The following is a 16942-nucleotide window of genomic DNA, read 5'->3' as shown; positions in this document are numbered from 1 at the left end:
TAAGAAGGAGCAGTTCTGCGCGCACCATTTCACAGTAACACGGGTGCGTAAGATGAAGGAGCAACACCCTCCGCAACGTCCACTATGCAGACGCTGTACCGGTGACCGCGCCGGCTGCAGCCTCACCTGAAGGAGCACCTGTGCCAAACTCGGGGATTGCCCTGTCCAATATCGACCATAGCGTCCGGCCGCAGGATGACCTGTACCAGCACGTGAACGGGGCCTGGCTCAAGAGCACCACCATCCCGGATGACCGGCCGCTTGAGGGAACCTTCACCGCCTTGCGTGACGGTTCGGAACTGGCCGTCAGGGGAATCATTGAGGAAGCCGCCAACCGGGGAGCTGAGGCGACCGGGATAGAACAGAAAGTTGGAGACCTTTACAAGAGCTTCATGGATGAAGAAACGGTGGAGGCCAAGGGCCTGGAGCCCATCAGGGAACGCCTGGCAGCTGTTTTCTCGACAACGTCGTCCGCGGAGCTTATTGCACTGGCAGGACGCCTCTTCCGGTCGGACGTCAGTGGACTCTTCTACATTTACCCCGCCCCCGATGCCGGCAACCCTGACCGGATCCTTCTCTACACCGGGCAGGGCGGTCTTGGCCTTCCCGACGAGTCGTACTATCGGGAGGAGAAATTCGCTCCGATAGTCAGCGCCTACCGCGAACACGTCCAGACCATGCTGGGCATGGCAGGGATCGCGGACCCGGAGGGAGCCTCTTCACGGGTGCTTGCTTTGGAAACAGCCCTGGCCTCCCACCACTGGGACAACGTCACCCTCCGTGATCCGCAGAAAACGTACAACCTTAAGAGTGCAGAAGAGGCCAGCCAGCTCTTTCCACTGATTGGCACGTGGTTCGATGCGGCTGCGATCGAACCTGAGAAACGCACGGAGATTGTGGTGAGCACTCCTGATTTCTTCGTCGGTGCGGCATCCCTCCTTGAGTCCGAGCCCCTTGAAGCCTGGCAGGAATGGCTCGCGATGCGCGTTATTGGTTCAGCCGCCCCTTACCTCTCAGCACAATTCGTGGATGCCAACTTCGCTTTCTATGGCACAACCATCAGCGGCACTCCACGGAACAAGGACCGCTGGAAGCGGGGAGTGGCCGTCGTCGAGGCCTCACTCGGCGAAGCGGTGGGCCAGATCTACGTTTCCCGGCACTTCCCTGAGTCCCATAAAGCCAGGATGCAGGCACTGGTCTCCAACCTGATCGAGGCCTACCGGCGTAGCATCACGGACTTGCAGTGGATGGGCGAGGAAACCAAACAGGAGGCGCTGAAGAAGCTGGACGCATTCCGGCCGAAGATCGGATACCCGGACGAGTGGATCGATTACTCGGCAGTGGAGATCGATCCCTCGGATCTCCTCGGCAATGTGGAACGCGCGCACAACGCAGACGTCGAACGGCATCTGGACGAAGTGGGCAAGCCGGTGGACCGGAACAAATGGCTCATGACACCCCAGACGGTCAACGCCTACTACCACCCCATGCTGAACGAAATTGTCTTCCCAGCGGCCATCCTGCAGCCGCCGTTCTTCACTGCGGACGCTGATGACGCCGTCAACTATGGTGGGATCGGCGCGGTGATCGGCCACGAGATCGGCCACGGATTCGATGACCAGGGGTCGCAGTTCGATGGCGGCGGAGCCCTCCGCAACTGGTGGAGTGAGGATGACCGAAAGGCGTTCGAGGCTCTGACGGCCAAGCTCGTAGCGCAGTTCGATGCTTTGTCCCCCTTGGCCGCGCCGGAGCACAAAGTCAATGGCAAGCTTACTCTCGGCGAGAATATCGGTGACCTTGGCGGGCTGACCATCGCCTACAAAGCCTACCTCCTCAGCTTGAACGGTGAGGAAGCGCCAGTCCTTGATGGTTTCACCGGAGAGCAGCGCTTTTTTGCTTCCTGGGCTGCAGGCTGGCGGCAGGTAATCAGGGCAGAAGAGGCAGTCCGCCGGCTCGCTACCGATCCCCACTCCCCCAATGAGTTCCGTACGAATGCCATCGCCAAAAACCTCGATGCCTTCCACACGGCGTTCGGGGTCACCGACCAGGACGGGATGTGGCTTTCTCCCGAGGAGCGCGTCAGTATCTGGTAAACAGCCACCCGCTGATACCGACGGCGCCTGAAACAGACGGCGGCGGACCCCACTACGGGGCCTGCCGCCGTCGTCGTTCCTAGCGATCGGTGTGGCCGTTTGCGTACAGAGGCTAGCCGTCGATGTAGGGAGGATTGACCTGCTGGCAGACGGTGTCCCCAGCGGTCTGATTGACGATGTCAGGCGGAATGTTGACCGAGCCAAACTTGGTGCCCGTGATGAAGTCTGCGCCCAAGTACACCTGCACGCCTACCACGCCGAGTGAAGGAGCCACCTGGGCGGCCGGGATACCCAGCAGGGCTGCAATGTCGGCGGCAACGTCCGCATACTCGGCCCCGTAGTAAATCATGGTGGTATCTGTCGGTTCGGCAACAAACTGGGTCGTCTGGGTAAACCCTCCACCAACTATCGCCTGGACAATCTCCTCTGCCCGTGCCGGCAGGCCGGTACCGTTTGCTACGGATACCGGCTGAGCGGTCTTGTCGTAGGCCGGCGGGGCAGGTGCGGGCGGAGTCGTTGCCACAGGGGGCGTGGTCCCCGTACCGGTGGGGGTTGGCGTGGGTGACGGACTGGCCGTCGGATCAGTGAGGTCAATGTCATTTCGCAGGCCCGCGAAAAGCTGGGACGCGTCCGGCTGAGCCAATTGCAGTCGATTAGGGTCGCTGACGGCCTGAACAGTCGGGGTCGCGACGAACGCTACCTTGCCCACATCGATGGTCTTGAGCCGGTTGCCGATGGTGATCAGGGCGGGAACGGAGGCCAGGCCGTCATCCACGGTGAGGTTCTGCGTGACAGTGTCCGCGATCTGCAGCATCTTTCCGGGATCGGAGAGGGTGCCGTCGTCCTTGATCTTGCGGGTCAGAGAGGACAGGAAGCCCTGCTGGGCCTTGATCCGGCCGAGGTCACCGCCCGTTTCGAAGGCATGGCGCGTCCGGAGGAACGCCAGTGCCTGCTCACCTTGGACCTGGGAAGTCCCCTTCGGCAGGCGGAGGCGCGAGTCGGGATCGAAGACGGGGTCGCTGACGCAGACGTCCACGCCGCCCACCACGTTGGAGAGCTCCTTCACAGCGTTGAAGTCAGCCATCATGAAGTGATCGATCTCCAGACCGGTCAGCTTGTTCACGGTATCCACGGCACAACCGATCCCGGCCTGGGCCATGGCTTCGTTGATCATCGCGCTCTGTCGCTCGGGGTATACGTTTCCCGTCTTCTGGTCCGTGCACTCGGGAATGTCGACCAGGAGATCCCTGGGGAAGCTGATGACGTTGACACGTTTGTTGTCGGCGGAGATGTCCATCATCATCATGACGTCGGACTGTCCGTAACCGGACGAAAGATCGGCGGCTCCATATTCCGAGTTCTTCCCGTCGCGGGTATCTGAACCAAGGATGAGGATCTGCATACGGTCAGTCGCGTCGTTGACGGGGTCTTCAGTTTTTTGGTTACCCGCGCCCAAAGGCGCCTTTTCGATATTGGTCTGCAGTCGGATAAACCAGAAGGCTGCAAACGCAATTCCAGCCACCAGGGAAACTGACATGATGACGGTCGTTACCTTAAGCCAGACCGGCATGTGGCGGGTAGCACCAAGGTGGCGGGCGGCACCGAGGCCGGTATGTTCCGAGTGCCTGGCGGCGGCGTCGGAGCGGGACCCGTTGGGCCTGTCTGCGCTGTCATCGCGGCCTTGCACCACTGAATGTACCTTCCTGTAAAAACATGATCCGCCCTATCTTAGGGGCTGAGACTGGGAAAAAGCCGGGCGTGCACGAACCGCCGCGCTGGGAAGCGGGCCGTTCGCAGGACGCGTCAGAAACCGAGCTTGACCAATTGCTTGGGATCCCGCTGCCAGTCCTTAGCGACCTTCACATGGAGATCCAGGTAAATCCGGGTGCCCAGCAAGGCTTCGATGCCCTTTCGCGCGTTGGTGCCGACTTCCCTCAACCGCGCACCTCCCTTGCCGATGATAATGGCCTTCTGCGACGGACGCTCCACGTACAGGTTTACCCGGACGTCAAGGAAAGGGCTGTCTTCCGGACGGCCTTCCCGTGGAACGATTTCGTCCACCACAACAGCAAGCGAGTGGGGAAGTTCATCCCGCACGCCTTCAAGGGCCGCCTCACGAATCAGCTCGGCCACCATGACGGCTTCCGGTTCGTCCGTCAGTTCACCATCCGGGTAGAGCGGAGGCGACGGCGGCATGTGGCTGATGAGGACGTCAGCGACCGTGCTCACCTGGAAGCCGTCTGTTGCCGATACGGGCACGATGTCTTTCCAGCCCTCTTCCCCCAGGACAGTCCGCCCAAGGGCGGCGACGGCCAGCAATTGCTCCGTCAGGGCCTGCCGGTCAACCAGGTCTGCCTTGGTGACGATCGCGATGATCGGCTTTTTTCCGACGGCGGCAAGCTGGGCGGCGATGAATTTGTCGCCGGGGCCGATTTTTTCATTCGCCGGAAGGCAGAAACCAATGGCGTCGACCTCGGCCAGGGTATCGGCCACGAGGTCGTTGAGTCGTTTGCCCAGCAGCGTGCGGGGGCGGTGAAGCCCCGGTGTGTCCACAAGAATCAGCTGGGCGTCCTCACGATGGACAATGCCCCGGATGGTGTGCCGCGTTGTCTGCGGCTTGGCCGAGGTGATGGCAACCTTTTTACCCACCAGGGCGTTGGTCAGTGTTGATTTGCCTGCGTTGGGCCTTCCGACCAGAACCGAGAAACCGGCCCGGAAGCCGCCGTAGGCATCCCCGGCATCGGCCTTATTCTGCTTGCTCACGTGGCACTCCCTGTTGCGTTGATTCGGCCTCGTCGAGAAGCTCGTTATGGTCAGTTTCTTCCTTTGGCACCGGAGCCGCAATGATGTGGCTTACCCGGTTGCGGCGGCCCTCGAGGCGGTCAGCCCGGAGCGAGACGCCATCCACGGTTACGGCGCTTCCAACGATCGGAACCCTCCCCAGGGCTTTAGCCAGCAGGCCACCTACGGTGTCCACTTCGTCGTCGTCGAGTTCTATATCAAACAGCTCACCGAGATCATCAATGCTCATCCGGGCGCTCACGCGGAAACTGCCGTCACCGAGCTCAACGGCCTCGGCCGACTCGGTGTCGTATTCGTCAACGATTTCGCCCACGATTTCTTCAATGAGGTCCTCCAAGGTCACCAAACCCGCGGTGCCGCCGTACTCATCAATAACGATGGCAACATGGGTGGATTCCTTCTGCAGCTCGCGGAGAAGATCGCTGACCTGTTTGGACTCCGGAACGTACCGGACTTCCCGGGCGAGGTCATCCACGGTAGGCGGTTCATCGTCTGGCCCGAGTTCGTGCAGGGCAGCGGCGACGTCCTTCAGGTAGATGATTCCCAGGATCTGATCCGTGTTGTCCCGGATCACTGGCATCCTGGAATACCCCGAACGCAGGAAGAGCGACATTGCGCGCCGAAGGCTGGAGCCGGCGTCGATGCTGACGATGTCGGTCCGGGGAACCATGACGGCACGGACCAGGGTGTCGCCAAAATCGAATACCGACTGGATGAGTTCCGCCTCGTTGTCCTCAATCACATCCGACTCAGTTGCACGGTCCACCAGCTCGCGGAATTCCTCTTCACTGAAGAAGGCTTCATCACCGTTCGATGATCCTGGGGCCACAGCGCTTCCGAGCTTCACCAGCCAACCGGGAATGGGACCAAGCACCCAGCACAGGGAACGGATCAGCGGCGCAGCGAACCTGACAACTTCCCCGGAATGGACCCGACCGAGCTGGCGGGGGGAAACACCCACGATGACAAAACCCACAACCGCCATGATGCCCGTGGCGGCCAGCCCGGCCAGCCAGATGCTGTCAAGGATGCTGTGGAGCAGGACGGCAACCGCCACAGCTGCCGCCATCTCGAACCAGACGCGCCAGAAGCGCAATGCCCGGATGTGCGAAACGGGCTGTGCCAGGATGCGTTTCAGTGCCGGATTACGGGTCCTGAGCAGAGCCTGCTCGGCGTCGTGCCGGGGAAGAAAATTGAATGCGGCTTCTGCTGCCGTGAGCAGGGCAGCCATGCCCAGGAAGACCACGGCCATGCCCACAAGAATCAGGGGCGTCACTGAGTCGTCTCTACCGGGGCCTCTTTGCCGGTGAACCCGGTCAGAAGCTCTCGCTGCAGGCCAAACATCTCAGCCTTTTCCTCAGGGTCCTCGTGGTCATACCCCAACAGGTGGAGGATCCCGTGAGTGGCGAGGAGCAACATCTCGTCCTGCGTCGAATGCCCTGCATTGCGCGCCTGGACTTCAGCCACCTGCGGACAGATGGCGATATCTCCGAGCATACCCTGGGGCGTGGGCTTATCCGGCGTTCCTGGGGTCAGCTCATCCATGGGCACCGACAGGACGTCAGTGGCGCCGGGTTCGTCCATGAGCTCGATGTGCAGCTTTTCCATGGCTTCTTCGTCCACAAGCAGAACCGACAGCTCCGCTTGGGGATGAATGAAGAGACGCTCAAATATGTAGCGTGAAAGGGCCACGAGCTGCTCCTCGTCCACTTTCACTCCGGACTCATTGTTAATTTCTATGCTCATGAATGCTCCGCCCGCTTCTCGCGAGGCACCGTGTGCTTGACCCGGTTCCGCTGGACTTCGTCCCAAATGCTGTAAGCGTTGACGATGTCACCGACAAGCCGGTGCCGTACGACGTCGGAGGCGTCCAGCACCGAGAAGTTGACGTCATCGATGCCGTGCAGGATCTCTTCGACGATCCGCAGCCCTGAACGGGTGCCGAACGGAAGGTCCACCTGGGTGACGTCTCCAGTCACCACCATTTTGGAGCCGAAGCCGAGGCGGGTGAGGAACATCTTCATCTGCTCAGGGGTGGTGTTCTGTGCCTCGTCAAGAATGATGAAGGCGTCATTGAGTGTGCGCCCGCGCATGTACGCCAGGGGCGCAACTTCGATGGTGCCCGCAGCCATGAGCCGGGGGATGGACTCGGGGTCGATCATGTCGTGCAGGGCGTCGTAGAGGGGGCGCAGGTACGGATCGATCTTGTCGCTGAGGGTCCCGGGAAGGAATCCCAGCCGCTCCCCTGCCTCCACGGCAGGTCTGGTCAGAATGATCCGGGTGACTTCTTTCTGCTGAAGCGCCTGGACCGCCTTGGCCATGGCCAGATACGTCTTGCCCGTACCCGCCGGTCCGATCCCGAAAATCACGGTGTTGGCGTCTATGGCATCCACGTAGTTTTTCTGGTTCAGGGTCTTCGGCCTGATGGTCCTCCCCCTGCTTGAGAGGATGTTGTGGGTCAGCACCTCAACAGGGTTCTGCAGCGACTGGCTCCGGAGCAGGGTAACGAGCTGCTGGAGGACTGCCGGCGTGATCACCGTTCCCCTGGCCACCAGGCCGTTGACTTCGTTCAGGAGACGGAGGATCCGCGGAACGTCATCTGCGGGTCCGCTGAAAGACAACTCATTACCGCGGACGTGGAAGTCGACGCCGGGAAACTGGTCCTCGATGAAACGCAGGGCTTCGTCATGGCTGCCGAGTGACTGAACCATCTGTTCTGAGTTCTCAAAAACAATGACCTCTGTCCGGATGCCCGGAAGGGTGTGGGGAAATTCGCTGGGGGTCCGTTCGCCGGCGCTGGTCCGGGACCTTCCGTTCGCTGCTTCAGTCATAATGATGGCCCGCGGGCCTCTGGTCCCCTCCAGTTTGGATTCGTTGGGTCGGCAACTCCCGGCTCAGCCGAGTCTTCTTATCTTACGCCAGAGACGCGTCCCTCACGCAGCCCTGAAGTGACCGCGGCTACAGTTCCGTGACGTGTTCCCGCAATTAGGTATCAACTTCGTATCGTCCTCATATCGTTCCCGTTGCAGTTGCCGGCCCGGACGGTAATCCTGAGAGGCAGCGGACGCCCGTGTGTAATGCTGGAAATGGCGGTAAACGGCGCACACTTCACGCACCCGCCGCCGCAAGAAAGAACTATGGGAAAGAGCCGACCAATGGAGAAGCACCCGACAGGGAAGGGGCATGTTCGCGCTGCCCTCCTGCCGCTTGTGCTTGGGGCCGCCTTGGCCCTGTCCGGTTGTATTGCCGATCCCCAGCCGGGCCCCACCGACGGCGGTAACGCGGCCGTGTCGACGTCGGCTCCGGCGACGGGCGAGCTGCCCACCACAAGCGCCCCCCTCGAGACAACAAATGCATCCAACAAGGCTCCCGTCTACTGGGTGGGCCGAAGCAATGACGACTTCTTTCTTTACCGCGAGTTCCGGGATGTCCCCTCCCAGGAAAACCCTGTGACGAGTGCCCTCCGGGCCATGATGTCGGAAGAACCCCTGGACCCTGACTTTTTCACGCCGTGGCAAAATCCGAAGGAGCTGGCCACTTCCATTTCGGGGAAAAACGTCATAACCGTGGACGTTTCCGCTGATGCGTTCAACAGCAACCTTGATGCCGACACGGCCGATCGCGCAATCCAGCAGCTTGTATACACGGCGACGGCAGCAGGAGCCAGCGCCGGACTCATTGACAGCAATCAGCAGCTTCAGGTTGTGGTGCTCGTGGACGGCCATACCGGCTATCTGGGCTTTGACCACGTCAGGCTGGGTGCTCCCATGTCCCGGAGCACAGGAATGGTAGCCCCTGTCTGGATCATCGATCCCCAGGAAGGAACTGAACTTCCGGAGGGCGTTGTGAAGATCAACGGGCGAAGCACCAGTCCCGGCAACAAGCTGCGCTGGCGCATCCTCCGGGTGGAGGGAAACAGCGACAAAACGTCATATCTCAGCGGGGAAGTCACCGCCTCCGCCGATCCTTCCCAATCGGGGATCTTTGCTTTGTCAGTGAACCTGGGCCCGGGCAAATACGAACTTCGGGTGTCCCAGATCCTGTCCGCGCAAGGCGATTCCGAAGTCAGTGTGGACAGCCGCGGCTTTATCGTCCGCTAAGGCAGTGCCTCCACTAAGCCGCTGCCATTCAAAGGCTGTTGCTTACCAGCGGCCCAGCACATCGCTGGCCAGGACGGTAGCGGCCGGGCCCGCCGTGGAGGAACGCAACACATGATGGCCAAGCAAGGCGGTTACTGCCCCGGCATCGCACAGCTTTGTCACTTCCCGCGGGCTGATTCCGCCTTCCGGGCCGACAATCAGCAGCACTTCCCTGGCCCCGTCACCATCAACGCCACCATCTCCGGCTTCCCGGCCGGAGTTGGAATTGCGCCACGTTTCCAGGACTTGCCGCAGGGGCCGCACAGCATCCTCATGGAGGATGATGGCGAGATCAGCCGCCGCGACAGTCCGCTGCAGACCGGCAGTGTCAACGGCGTCGCGTACTTCGGGGATCCACGCCCGTCGTGCCTGCTTGGCTGCCGCCGTAACCACTGATTCCCATTTGGCATGGGCCTTAGCCGCACGCTCGCCTTTCCAGCGGACAATCGAGCGTTCGGCCTGCCAGGGAATAACAGCATCAATTCCCAGCTCGGTGGCGGTTTCCGCTGCAAGCTCATCGCGGTCCCCCTTTGCCAGTGCCTGCACAAGGATCAGCCGGATACCGGGCGGGTCCTCAACCTCCAGGGTCCTGCATTCCACGGTCAGCTCGGCTGGAGCGGCGGCGGTGACTATTCCGGTCATGCGTTTTCCGGAACCATCCGCAATATCCACAGGCTCCCCCACCGCCAGCCGTTTGACTGTGACAGCGTGACGGGCTTCAGGTCCCTCGAGAATAAAGTGTGAACCCGGTTGTTGTCCGTCGAGGGTTCCTGCGGGGGTAAAAAAGACCGGGTTGCTCACCGCTACAGGTTACCGAGCCGGTCCCGCAGTTTCGCGAAAACCCCGCCGCTGGCGGCCAGTTTGCCCTCGGTGAACTGTTCCCCCCGCAGCTTGGCCAGCTTCCTGAGCAACTCTTCCTGTGCAGGATCCAGGCGCGTCGGTGTTTCAACCTGCAGGTGCACCTTGAGGTCCCCGCGGCCGTATCCTCGAAGGTGGGTGACTCCCAGGCCGCGGAGCGTAATGATCTCGCCGGACTGAGTCCCGGCCTTGACGTCGATCTCCTGCTCACCGTCGAAGGTCTCAAGGGTGATTTCGGTGCCAAGGGCAGCAGCAGTCATGGGGATATTGAGGGTGGCATGAAGGTCGTCGCCTTCGCGCAGGTAGGTGGAGTCTGCGTTGACCCTGATCTCCACGTACAGATCGCCAGAGGGGCCGCCGGCTGGACCTGCTTCTCCTTGGCCGGACAACTGGATCCTTGTACCCGTGGCCACGCCCGCCGGAACCTTGACGGTCATGGAACGGCGGCTACGGATCCGGCCCTGGCCGTTGCACTCGTTGCAGGGGTCCTTGATGATCGTCCCGAAGCCTTCGCAGGAGCCACAGGGAGCAGCGGTCATGACCTGTCCCAAAATGGAGCGCACGGCACGCTGCACTTGTCCGCTTCCGCCGCAGATGTCGCAGCGGACCGGGTGAGTGCCGGGCCGGCAGCACGAGCCCTCGCAGCTCGGGCAGGTTACAGCGGTGTCGACTTCGAGCTTTTTGTTCACACCGAATACTGCATCCCGCAGGTCGATGCGCACGCTGATGAGCGCGTCCTGCCCCCGGCGCACGCGGGAGGCAGGTCCTGCTGAACCGCCGGCGCCGAAGAAGGTGTCGAAAATGTCCTGGAAAGCGAAGCCCTGGCCCGCGTAGCCGCCGCCGAAGCCGTTGTCCGTACCGTTCTCGTTACCTGTGGTGTCATACACCCGCCGTTTTTGCGGGTCCGACAGCACTTCATACGCGTGAGTCACTGCCTTGAACTTGTCGGAGGCATCAGGACCAGGATTCACGTCCGGGTGCAGGGTGCGGGCAAGCTTGCGGTAGGCCTTCTTGATTTCCTCGCCGGTAGCCTCCGGCGAGACTCCAAGGACGTCGTAATGGCTGCTCAAAGTTTGTGTCTCTTCCTGGTTGTACTGCCTGTGATACGAACGCGCTGTCTAGGAACGCGGCGCCCTGGATGCGGGCGCAGAAATCTCGTGGGACGATCAGCCGCCAGGGCCGAGGATCCTGGAAAGATACCGGGCGACTGCCCTGACAGCAGCCATGCTGGTGGGGTAATCCATGCGTGTCGGGCCGAGAACGCCGATCTTGGAACTGGAGTCCGGCCCGTAGCCAGTGGCCACAACGGAGGCCTCGGCCAGGCCGTCGTACGGGTTTTCGCGGCCGATGCTCACGGTAACGCCACGGGGATCCTGGGCCATCTCGCTCAGCAGCCGCAACATCACCACCTGTTCCTCGAGCGCCTCCAGAACGGGGCCGATACTCAGGGGAAAATCGACGTTGGATCTGGCAAGGTTGGCTGTGCCGGCCATGACCATACGTTCTTCGCGGCTGCTGTGGGCGAGTCCTTCCAGTCCCCGAGCCAGAGCCTGCGCAACGTTGCGGCGGGACGGTTCGCAGGAGGCAACCACGCTGGGGAGAACGTGGGGCAGCTGACTCAGGGGCGTACCGGACAGGCCCATGAGGAAACGGGTCCGCAGGGCAGCCAAGGCTTCATCGCCCAGATCTTGCCCCGCATCGATAACCCTTTGGTCTACTTTCCCGGTATCAGCAATCAGTACGATCAGGACCTGCCGCGGCGCCAACAGGACAAATTCGATGTGGCGCACCAGTGCCCGGCTCAGATGCGGATACTGCACGACGGCGACCTGGTTGGTCAGCTGTGACAGCAGACGGACGGTACGCTCCAGGACGTCGTCGAGGTCGTCGGATCCCTCAAGGAGAGACTGGATGGCCCGCCGTTCTGCCTGTGAGAGAGGCTTGACGGCAGAAATCTGGTCCACAAACAGCCGGTAGCCCTTGTCGGTGGGTATACGGCCGGCGCTCGTGTGGGGTGCGGTAATGAGGCCTTCATCTTCCAATGCAGCCATGTCGTTACGGATGGTCGCGCTGGACACACCCAGATGGTGCCGTTCCACGAGAGCTTTTGAGCCCACCGGTTCACGTGAATGGACATAGTCCTCCACGATGGCACGCAGCACTTCAAGTTTGCGTGGTTCACTCACTGTCCACCTCCGATCTCCTGTGCGGCAGTTAGCACTCGACATGCCTCAGTGCTAACCAGTCTAATATGACTCAACGCGTTGTTAGCATTGGTACCGCTCCCGGCGAAACTCCGGCAGTGAACCGGCGCGTGCAGATTCCAGAAGCCACGAGCGGATTCCGACTGAAAAGCAGAGTGGCGATGACTTACCAGGACTGGGGCCCGCAGGACATCACTGCCCCCGCCAAACGTGAACTCCCTGGCGTTCCGGTGGAACGGGGAATGGTCCTTGAGGACGTCCAGTCAGGGTGGGTAGGCGCCGTGACAAGGGTCGAAAAGTCCGGTGGCATGCACCTTGTGGCCCTTGAGGACCGGCGGGGAAAGTCACGGTCCTTCCGGCTGGGCTTCGGTTTCCTGCTGGACGGTCAACCCATCCGCCTCCTTCCGCCGGCGCCCCGCAAAAGCGCTGCTTCCGCCGGTCCTCAACGGACAGCATCCGGCTCGGTGCGCGTGGAGGGCCATCGTGCACAGGTCGCGAAAGCAAGCCGCATCTGGGTCGAAGGAAAGCACGACGCCGAACTCGTGGAGAAGGTTTGGGGTGACGACCTCAGGATCGAAGGAATCGTCGTGGAACCCCTCCACGGCATTGATGACCTGGCAGGGGCAGTGGCGGCGTTCCAGCCCGGGCCCAACCGGCGTCTCGGGGTGCTGGTGGACCACCTGGTTGACGGTTCCAAGGAGTCCCGGATCGCACAATCGGTAATGTCGTCCCCCGGGGCGGCAGGCAACGTGCTTATTGTCGGACATCCCTACGTTGACGTCTGGCAGGCAATCCGACCCGGCGTCCTCGGGATCGAGCAGTGGCCTGCTATCCCCCGGGGAATGGACTGGAAGACAGGTATTCTGGCCGCCTTCGGCTGGCCCCACTCAACCAAGGAAGACATCGGCCTCGGGTGGCAGAAACTCCTCGGAGCAGTACGTACCTATGCCGATCTTGAAGCATCCCTTTTGGGCCGTGTGGAAGAGGTCATCGATTTCCTGACGGCTCCATAGCAACCGGCTTCGTGGGGCTACCCCGCGAAGCCGGCCGGAAACCAGTATTCTTGGAACGGCGGTGGCTTCCTGCAAGCCTCCCCTGCTATTCCAGGCACCAACGCACCACTGCAATCCAAAGGACGTAACCGTGGCAGAAGACGCACGTGAACACAGGGACGACCATGCCGGCCAAGGCCAGTCCCAGTACCATGGTGTTCCAGCCAACGCGTTGCCCTTGACCGCCAGCGAGGACCGTCAATGGGCAACACTGGCTCACTTCGGCGGCATCCTCGGGTGCGTTCCCGCACTGCTGATCTACCTGATCTTCAAAGAGCGGGGCCCCTTTACGGCCCAGGAATCCAAGGAAGCCCTGAACTTCACGCTCCCTCCCACCATTGCCGCAGTCATAGCGAACATACTGGTGATGCTTCCGGTGGTCGGCAACATCTTCGCCGTGCTCGCCACCGGGATCTGGATCGCCTTGACGTGCTTTGCCGTAGCCGCCGGAATTCACGTCAACCGGGGCCAACCGCACCGCTACCCGTTCAATCTGCGGTGGATCAAGTAGCGCCAGCCGCAGTTAGTCCGGCAGGACCCGTCGAACCACGGCGTCCGCAAGCAACCTGCCCTTGAGTGTCAGGACGAGCCGCCCCTGAAATGCGGCTGCGGCGTCCACCAGTTTGTCGGCAATGAGACCGGCAACAGCGTGACGACCGGAAGCATCCAACGCTGCGATGTCCAGGCCTGAGGACAGCCTGGCCTCAAGCATGATTCGTTCTACGCTCCTGGTGCCGGCGTCAAGGGTTTCGCGTCCGGCCGCCGGCGACGCGCCTGATGAGAGCCGGGCGGCATAGGCCGTGGGGTGCTTGACGTTCCACCAACGCACTCCGCCGACATGTGAGTGGGCGCCGGGTCCGATCCCCCACCAGTCATCACCACGCCAGTAAGCCAGATTATGGCGGCAGGCCTGCTCCGCGGTGCGGGACCAGTTGCTTACCTCGTACCAGTGCAGGCCGGCTGCGGAGATCAGTTCTTCGGCAAGTTCGTACTTGGCGGCATGATCGTCGTCGTCAATTCCCGGTACTTCCCCGCGGCGGATCTGGGCCGCGAGCTTAGTGCCCTCCTCAACGATCAGCGCATAGGCGCTGATGTGGTCCGGCTTGTACGATAACGCCGTTTCGAGGGACACCCGCCAATCACCCACGGACTCGCCCGGGGTGCCATAGATGAGATCCACGCTGACTGCCAGACCGGCGTCGCGCGCCCATTGGACGGCCTCGGGAACCCTGCTGGGGGTGTGGGTGCGGTCCAGGACTTTGAGCACGTGAGGCACGGCCGACTGCATGCCGAACGACACACGCGTGAATCCCGCGTCCGCCAGGAGTTGCAGTGACTCGGGAGTCACCGAATCAGGGTTGGCTTCGGTGGTGACCTCGGCGCCTGGTTCCAGGCCCCATTCCGAGATCGCCGCCTTAAGGATCCGTGCAAGATCATCGGCGGGCAAAAGCGTGGGAGTCCCGCCGCCGAAGAAAACCGTGCCCAGGCGGCGCGCAGGCAGCCCGGAGCGTCTTATGGCCTCCGCTGCAAAGGCCACTTCCGAAACAGCTGTCGCTGCATAAGCGTCCTGGGACGCTCCCCCGCCGAGTTCCGTGGCCGTATAGGTGTTGAAATCGCAATAACCGCACCGGACAGCGCAAAAGGGAATATGGACGTAGAGCCCGAAGGCCCGTTCCCCCGCCCCCTCAGTTGCCTGAGGCGGCAGAAGACCGTCCGACGGCGCGGGGTCGCCGAGAGGGAGCACGCTAGGCACTTGTGCGGCCTCCGATGGTTCCGGCCACGATCATCACTACTTCTTTGCCTTGTCCTTGGACTCGTCGGTGGTGAGCGCGGCGATAAAGGCTTCCTGCGGAACCTCAACGCGGCCCACCATCTTCATGCGCTTCTTGCCTTCCTTCTGCTTTTCCAGAAGTTTGCGCTTACGCGTGATGTCACCGCCGTAGCACTTGGCCAGCACGTCCTTGCGGATGGCCCTGATGCTTTCCCGGGCGATGATCCTGGACCCGATAGCCGCCTGGATGGGGACCTCGAACTGCTGGCGTGGAATCAGTTCCCGCAGCTTGCCGGTCATCATCACCCCGTAGGCGTAAGCCTTGTCGCGGTGGGTGATGGCGGAGAATGCATCCACCTGTTCGCCTTGGAGCATGATGTCCACCTTGACCAGATCGGCAACCTGCTCACCGTCGGCCTTCCAGTCCAGGGACCCGTAGCCCCGGGTCTTGGATTTGAGGATGTCGAAGAAATCGAAGACGATTTCGGCCAGGGGCAGACGGTACCGGATTTCCACCCGGTCCTCGGAGAGGTAGTCCATGCCTCCCATGATGCCGCGCCGGCTCTGGCACAGCTCCATGATGGCGCCGACGAACTCGTTCGGCGCGAGGATAGTGGCGGAGACCATCGGCTCGCGGACCTCGGCGATCTTCCCGGTGGGATACTCGCTGGGGTTGGTGACGTGGACCACCCTCTTGTCCTCGAGGGTAACCTCGTATTCAACGTTGGGGGCCGTGGAAATCAGGTCCAGGTTGTATTCGCGTTCGAGGCGCTCGCGTGTGATTTCCAGGTGCAGCAGACCCAGGAACCCCACACGGAATCCGAAGCCCAACGCCGCGGATGTCTCCGGCTCGTACACCAGGGCGGCATCGTTGAGCATCAGCTTCTCAAGTGCATCGCGCAGCACGGGATAGTCCGTGCCGTCCAACGGATACAGGCCGGAGAAGACCATGGGTTTGGCATCCGCGTAGCCGCTGAGGGATTCCGCGGCAGGCTTGGCAAGGTTGGTGACGGTATCGCCGACCTTGGACTGGCGGACGTCCTTCACACCGGTGATCAGGTAGCCAACCTCGCCGACGCCCAGGCCCTTGGACGGTGTGGGCTCCGGGGAGCTGACACCAATTTCCAGGAGCTCGTGCGTGGCGCGGGTGGACATCATCTGGATCTTCTCCCGCGGGTGCAGCATGCCGTCCACGACGCGGACGTACGTCACCACACCGCGGTAGGTGTCGTAGACGGAGTCGAAGATCATGGCACGGGCCGGGGCATTCGGATCGCCCACGGGGGCCGGCAGGTCGCGCACGATTTTGTCCAGCAGGGCCTCCACACCGGCGCCGGTCTTACCGGAGACGCGCAGCACGTCGTCAGGATCGCCCCCGATCAGGTTGGCGAGCTCGGCGGCGTACTTCTCCGGCTGGGCTGCCGGGAGGTCAATCTTGTTGAGCACCGGGATGATCGTGAGGTTGTTTTCCATCGCCAAGTAGAGGTTTGCCAGGGTCTGTGCTTCAATGCCCTGCGCCGCGTCCACCAGGAGCACTGCGCCTTCGCAGGCGGCAAGGGAGCGCGATACCTCGTAGGTGAAGTCGACGTGGCCAGGGGTATCGATCATGTTCAGCGCGTAGCTGGCACCATCGAGTTCCCAGGGCATGCGCACAGCCTGGGACTTGATGGTGATGCCGCGCTCGCGTTCGATGTCCATACGGTCCAGATACTGGGCCTTCATGTCGCGGGATTGAACGACGCCGGTGTACTGCAGCATGCGGTCGGCCAGGGTTGATTTACCGTGGTCGATGTGGGCGATGATGCAGAAGTTCCGGATGATGGCCGGATCTGTCGCGGCGGGCACCGGTGCGGTGCGGGCCATGGGAGACACGCAGGGTCCTTACTGTTGGCTTCTGTTGGCGATACTGATGGCTTGCAGGGAACACGGCGGCCGCAATTTGTCCGGCTGCCTGCCACTTCTCTGAATTTATAGTCTCCCACGTTCGGCGGTCCGGCGGTGCATCCTTTCCGGGAACGACGCG

At 61.9% G+C, this 16942-nt stretch carries 14 protein-coding genes; 4 read left to right on the top strand and 10 right to left on the bottom strand.

What is annotated here, in order from left to right:
- The first annotated feature begins 140 nt into the window (after nt 1-140).
- Nucleotides 141-2093 carry a M13 family metallopeptidase gene (locus M1D88_RS07400; RefSeq protein WP_458113892.1) on the top strand — a complete coding sequence of 651 codons (1953 nt, stop codon included), beginning with the start codon at nt 141-143 and terminating at the stop codon, nt 2091-2093.
- A gap of 112 nt (nt 2094-2205) precedes the next feature.
- Here the strand turns inward: M1D88_RS07400 and M1D88_RS07395 are convergent, their stop codons facing one another.
- From M1D88_RS07395 to M1D88_RS07375, 5 genes are all read right to left on the bottom strand, one after another.
- Nucleotides 2206-3783: an LCP family protein gene (locus M1D88_RS07395; protein ID WP_458113891.1), complete on the bottom strand. Its 1578-nt coding sequence runs from the start codon at nt 3781-3783 to the stop codon at nt 2206-2208.
- Between the two features lie 113 nt (nt 3784-3896).
- Complete coding sequence (gene era, locus M1D88_RS07390) at nt 3897-4856, bottom strand: GTPase Era (protein WP_458113890.1); 960 nt, start codon at nt 4854-4856, stop codon at nt 3897-3899.
- Complete coding sequence (locus M1D88_RS07385) at nt 4840-6171, bottom strand: hemolysin family protein (RefSeq protein ID WP_458113889.1); 1332 nt, start codon at nt 6169-6171, stop codon at nt 4840-4842. The genes era and M1D88_RS07385 overlap by 17 nt, the downstream gene beginning before the upstream one ends.
- Complete coding sequence (gene ybeY / locus M1D88_RS07380; RefSeq protein ID WP_458113888.1) at nt 6168-6641, bottom strand: rRNA maturation RNase YbeY; 474 nt, start codon at nt 6639-6641, stop codon at nt 6168-6170. The genes M1D88_RS07385 and ybeY overlap by 4 nt, the downstream gene beginning before the upstream one ends.
- Complete coding sequence (locus tag M1D88_RS07375; RefSeq protein ID WP_458113887.1) at nt 6638-7726, bottom strand: PhoH family protein; 1089 nt, start codon at nt 7724-7726, stop codon at nt 6638-6640. Before M1D88_RS07375 ends, ybeY begins: the two co-directional genes overlap by 4 nt.
- Nucleotides 7727-8050: 324 nt before the next feature.
- Between M1D88_RS07375 and M1D88_RS07370 the strand changes: the two genes are divergently transcribed.
- Nucleotides 8051-8995, top strand: a complete 945-nt coding sequence (locus tag M1D88_RS07370) for a GerMN domain-containing protein (protein ID WP_458113886.1) — start codon at nt 8051-8053, stop codon at nt 8993-8995.
- A gap of 42 nt (nt 8996-9037) precedes the next feature.
- Here the strand turns inward: M1D88_RS07370 and M1D88_RS07365 are convergent, their stop codons facing one another.
- The 3 genes from M1D88_RS07365 to hrcA all read right to left on the bottom strand — a co-directional run bounded on the left by M1D88_RS07365 (nt 9038) and on the right by hrcA (nt 12078).
- A complete protein-coding gene (locus M1D88_RS07365; protein WP_458113885.1) occupies nt 9038-9835 on the bottom strand; it encodes a 16S rRNA (uracil(1498)-N(3))-methyltransferase in 798 nt (265 codons plus the stop codon).
- A gap of 2 nt (nt 9836-9837) precedes the next feature.
- Nucleotides 9838-10962, bottom strand: coding sequence for a molecular chaperone DnaJ (gene dnaJ / locus M1D88_RS07360; RefSeq protein ID WP_458113884.1), 1125 nt, complete (start codon nt 10960-10962; stop codon nt 9838-9840).
- A 96-nt stretch (nt 10963-11058) separates the two neighbouring features.
- Complete coding sequence (hrcA, locus tag M1D88_RS07355; protein WP_458113883.1) at nt 11059-12078, bottom strand: heat-inducible transcriptional repressor HrcA; 1020 nt, start codon at nt 12076-12078, stop codon at nt 11059-11061.
- 179 nt (nt 12079-12257) lie between these two features.
- Here hrcA and M1D88_RS07350 point away from each other — a divergent pair, with 179 nt between their 5' ends.
- Together M1D88_RS07350 and M1D88_RS07345 are read left to right on the top strand one after the other, a co-directional pair.
- The gene (locus M1D88_RS07350; RefSeq protein WP_458113882.1) at nt 12258-13109 is read left to right on the top strand and encodes a DUF3097 domain-containing protein; all 852 of its coding nucleotides are present in this window, start codon (nt 12258-12260) and stop codon (nt 13107-13109) included.
- Between the two features lie 130 nt (nt 13110-13239).
- A complete protein-coding gene (locus M1D88_RS07345; protein ID WP_458113881.1) occupies nt 13240-13659 on the top strand; it encodes a DUF4870 domain-containing protein in 420 nt (139 codons plus the stop codon).
- Nucleotides 13660-13671: 12 nt separating this feature from the next.
- Here the strand turns inward: M1D88_RS07345 and hemW are convergent, their stop codons facing one another.
- Both hemW and lepA read right to left on the bottom strand, forming a co-directional pair.
- Nucleotides 13672-14901 (bottom strand): radical SAM family heme chaperone HemW, encoded by a 1230-nt coding sequence (hemW, locus tag M1D88_RS07340; RefSeq protein ID WP_458113880.1) that lies wholly within the window; start codon nt 14899-14901, stop codon nt 13672-13674.
- Nucleotides 14902-14937: 36 nt separating this feature from the next.
- Nucleotides 14938-16791, bottom strand: a complete 1854-nt coding sequence (lepA, locus tag M1D88_RS07335; RefSeq protein ID WP_458113879.1) for a translation elongation factor 4 — start codon at nt 16789-16791, stop codon at nt 14938-14940.
- Nucleotides 16792-16942 lie beyond the last annotated feature (151 nt).

This window comes from Arthrobacter sp. R1-13 (assembly GCF_054161475.1).
Note: the sequence above shows the minus strand (reverse complement) of the source record. Positions and strands in the feature narration are given on the sequence as shown.

Excerpts from the sequence above, each read along its gene's own strand:
- ybeY (WP_458113888.1), bottom strand. The coding sequence starts at position 6,641 with ATGAGCATAGAAATTAACAATGAGTCCGGAGTGAAAGTGGACGAGGAG.
- M1D88_RS07375 (WP_458113887.1), bottom strand. The coding sequence starts at position 7,726 with ATGACTGAAGCAGCGAACGGAAGGTCCCGGACCAGCGCCGGCGAACGG.
- M1D88_RS07350 (WP_458113882.1), top strand. The coding sequence starts at position 12,258 with ATGACTTACCAGGACTGGGGCCCGCAGGACATCACTGCCCCCGCCAAA.
- M1D88_RS07370 (WP_458113886.1), top strand. The coding sequence starts at position 8,051 with ATGGAGAAGCACCCGACAGGGAAGGGGCATGTTCGCGCTGCCCTCCTG.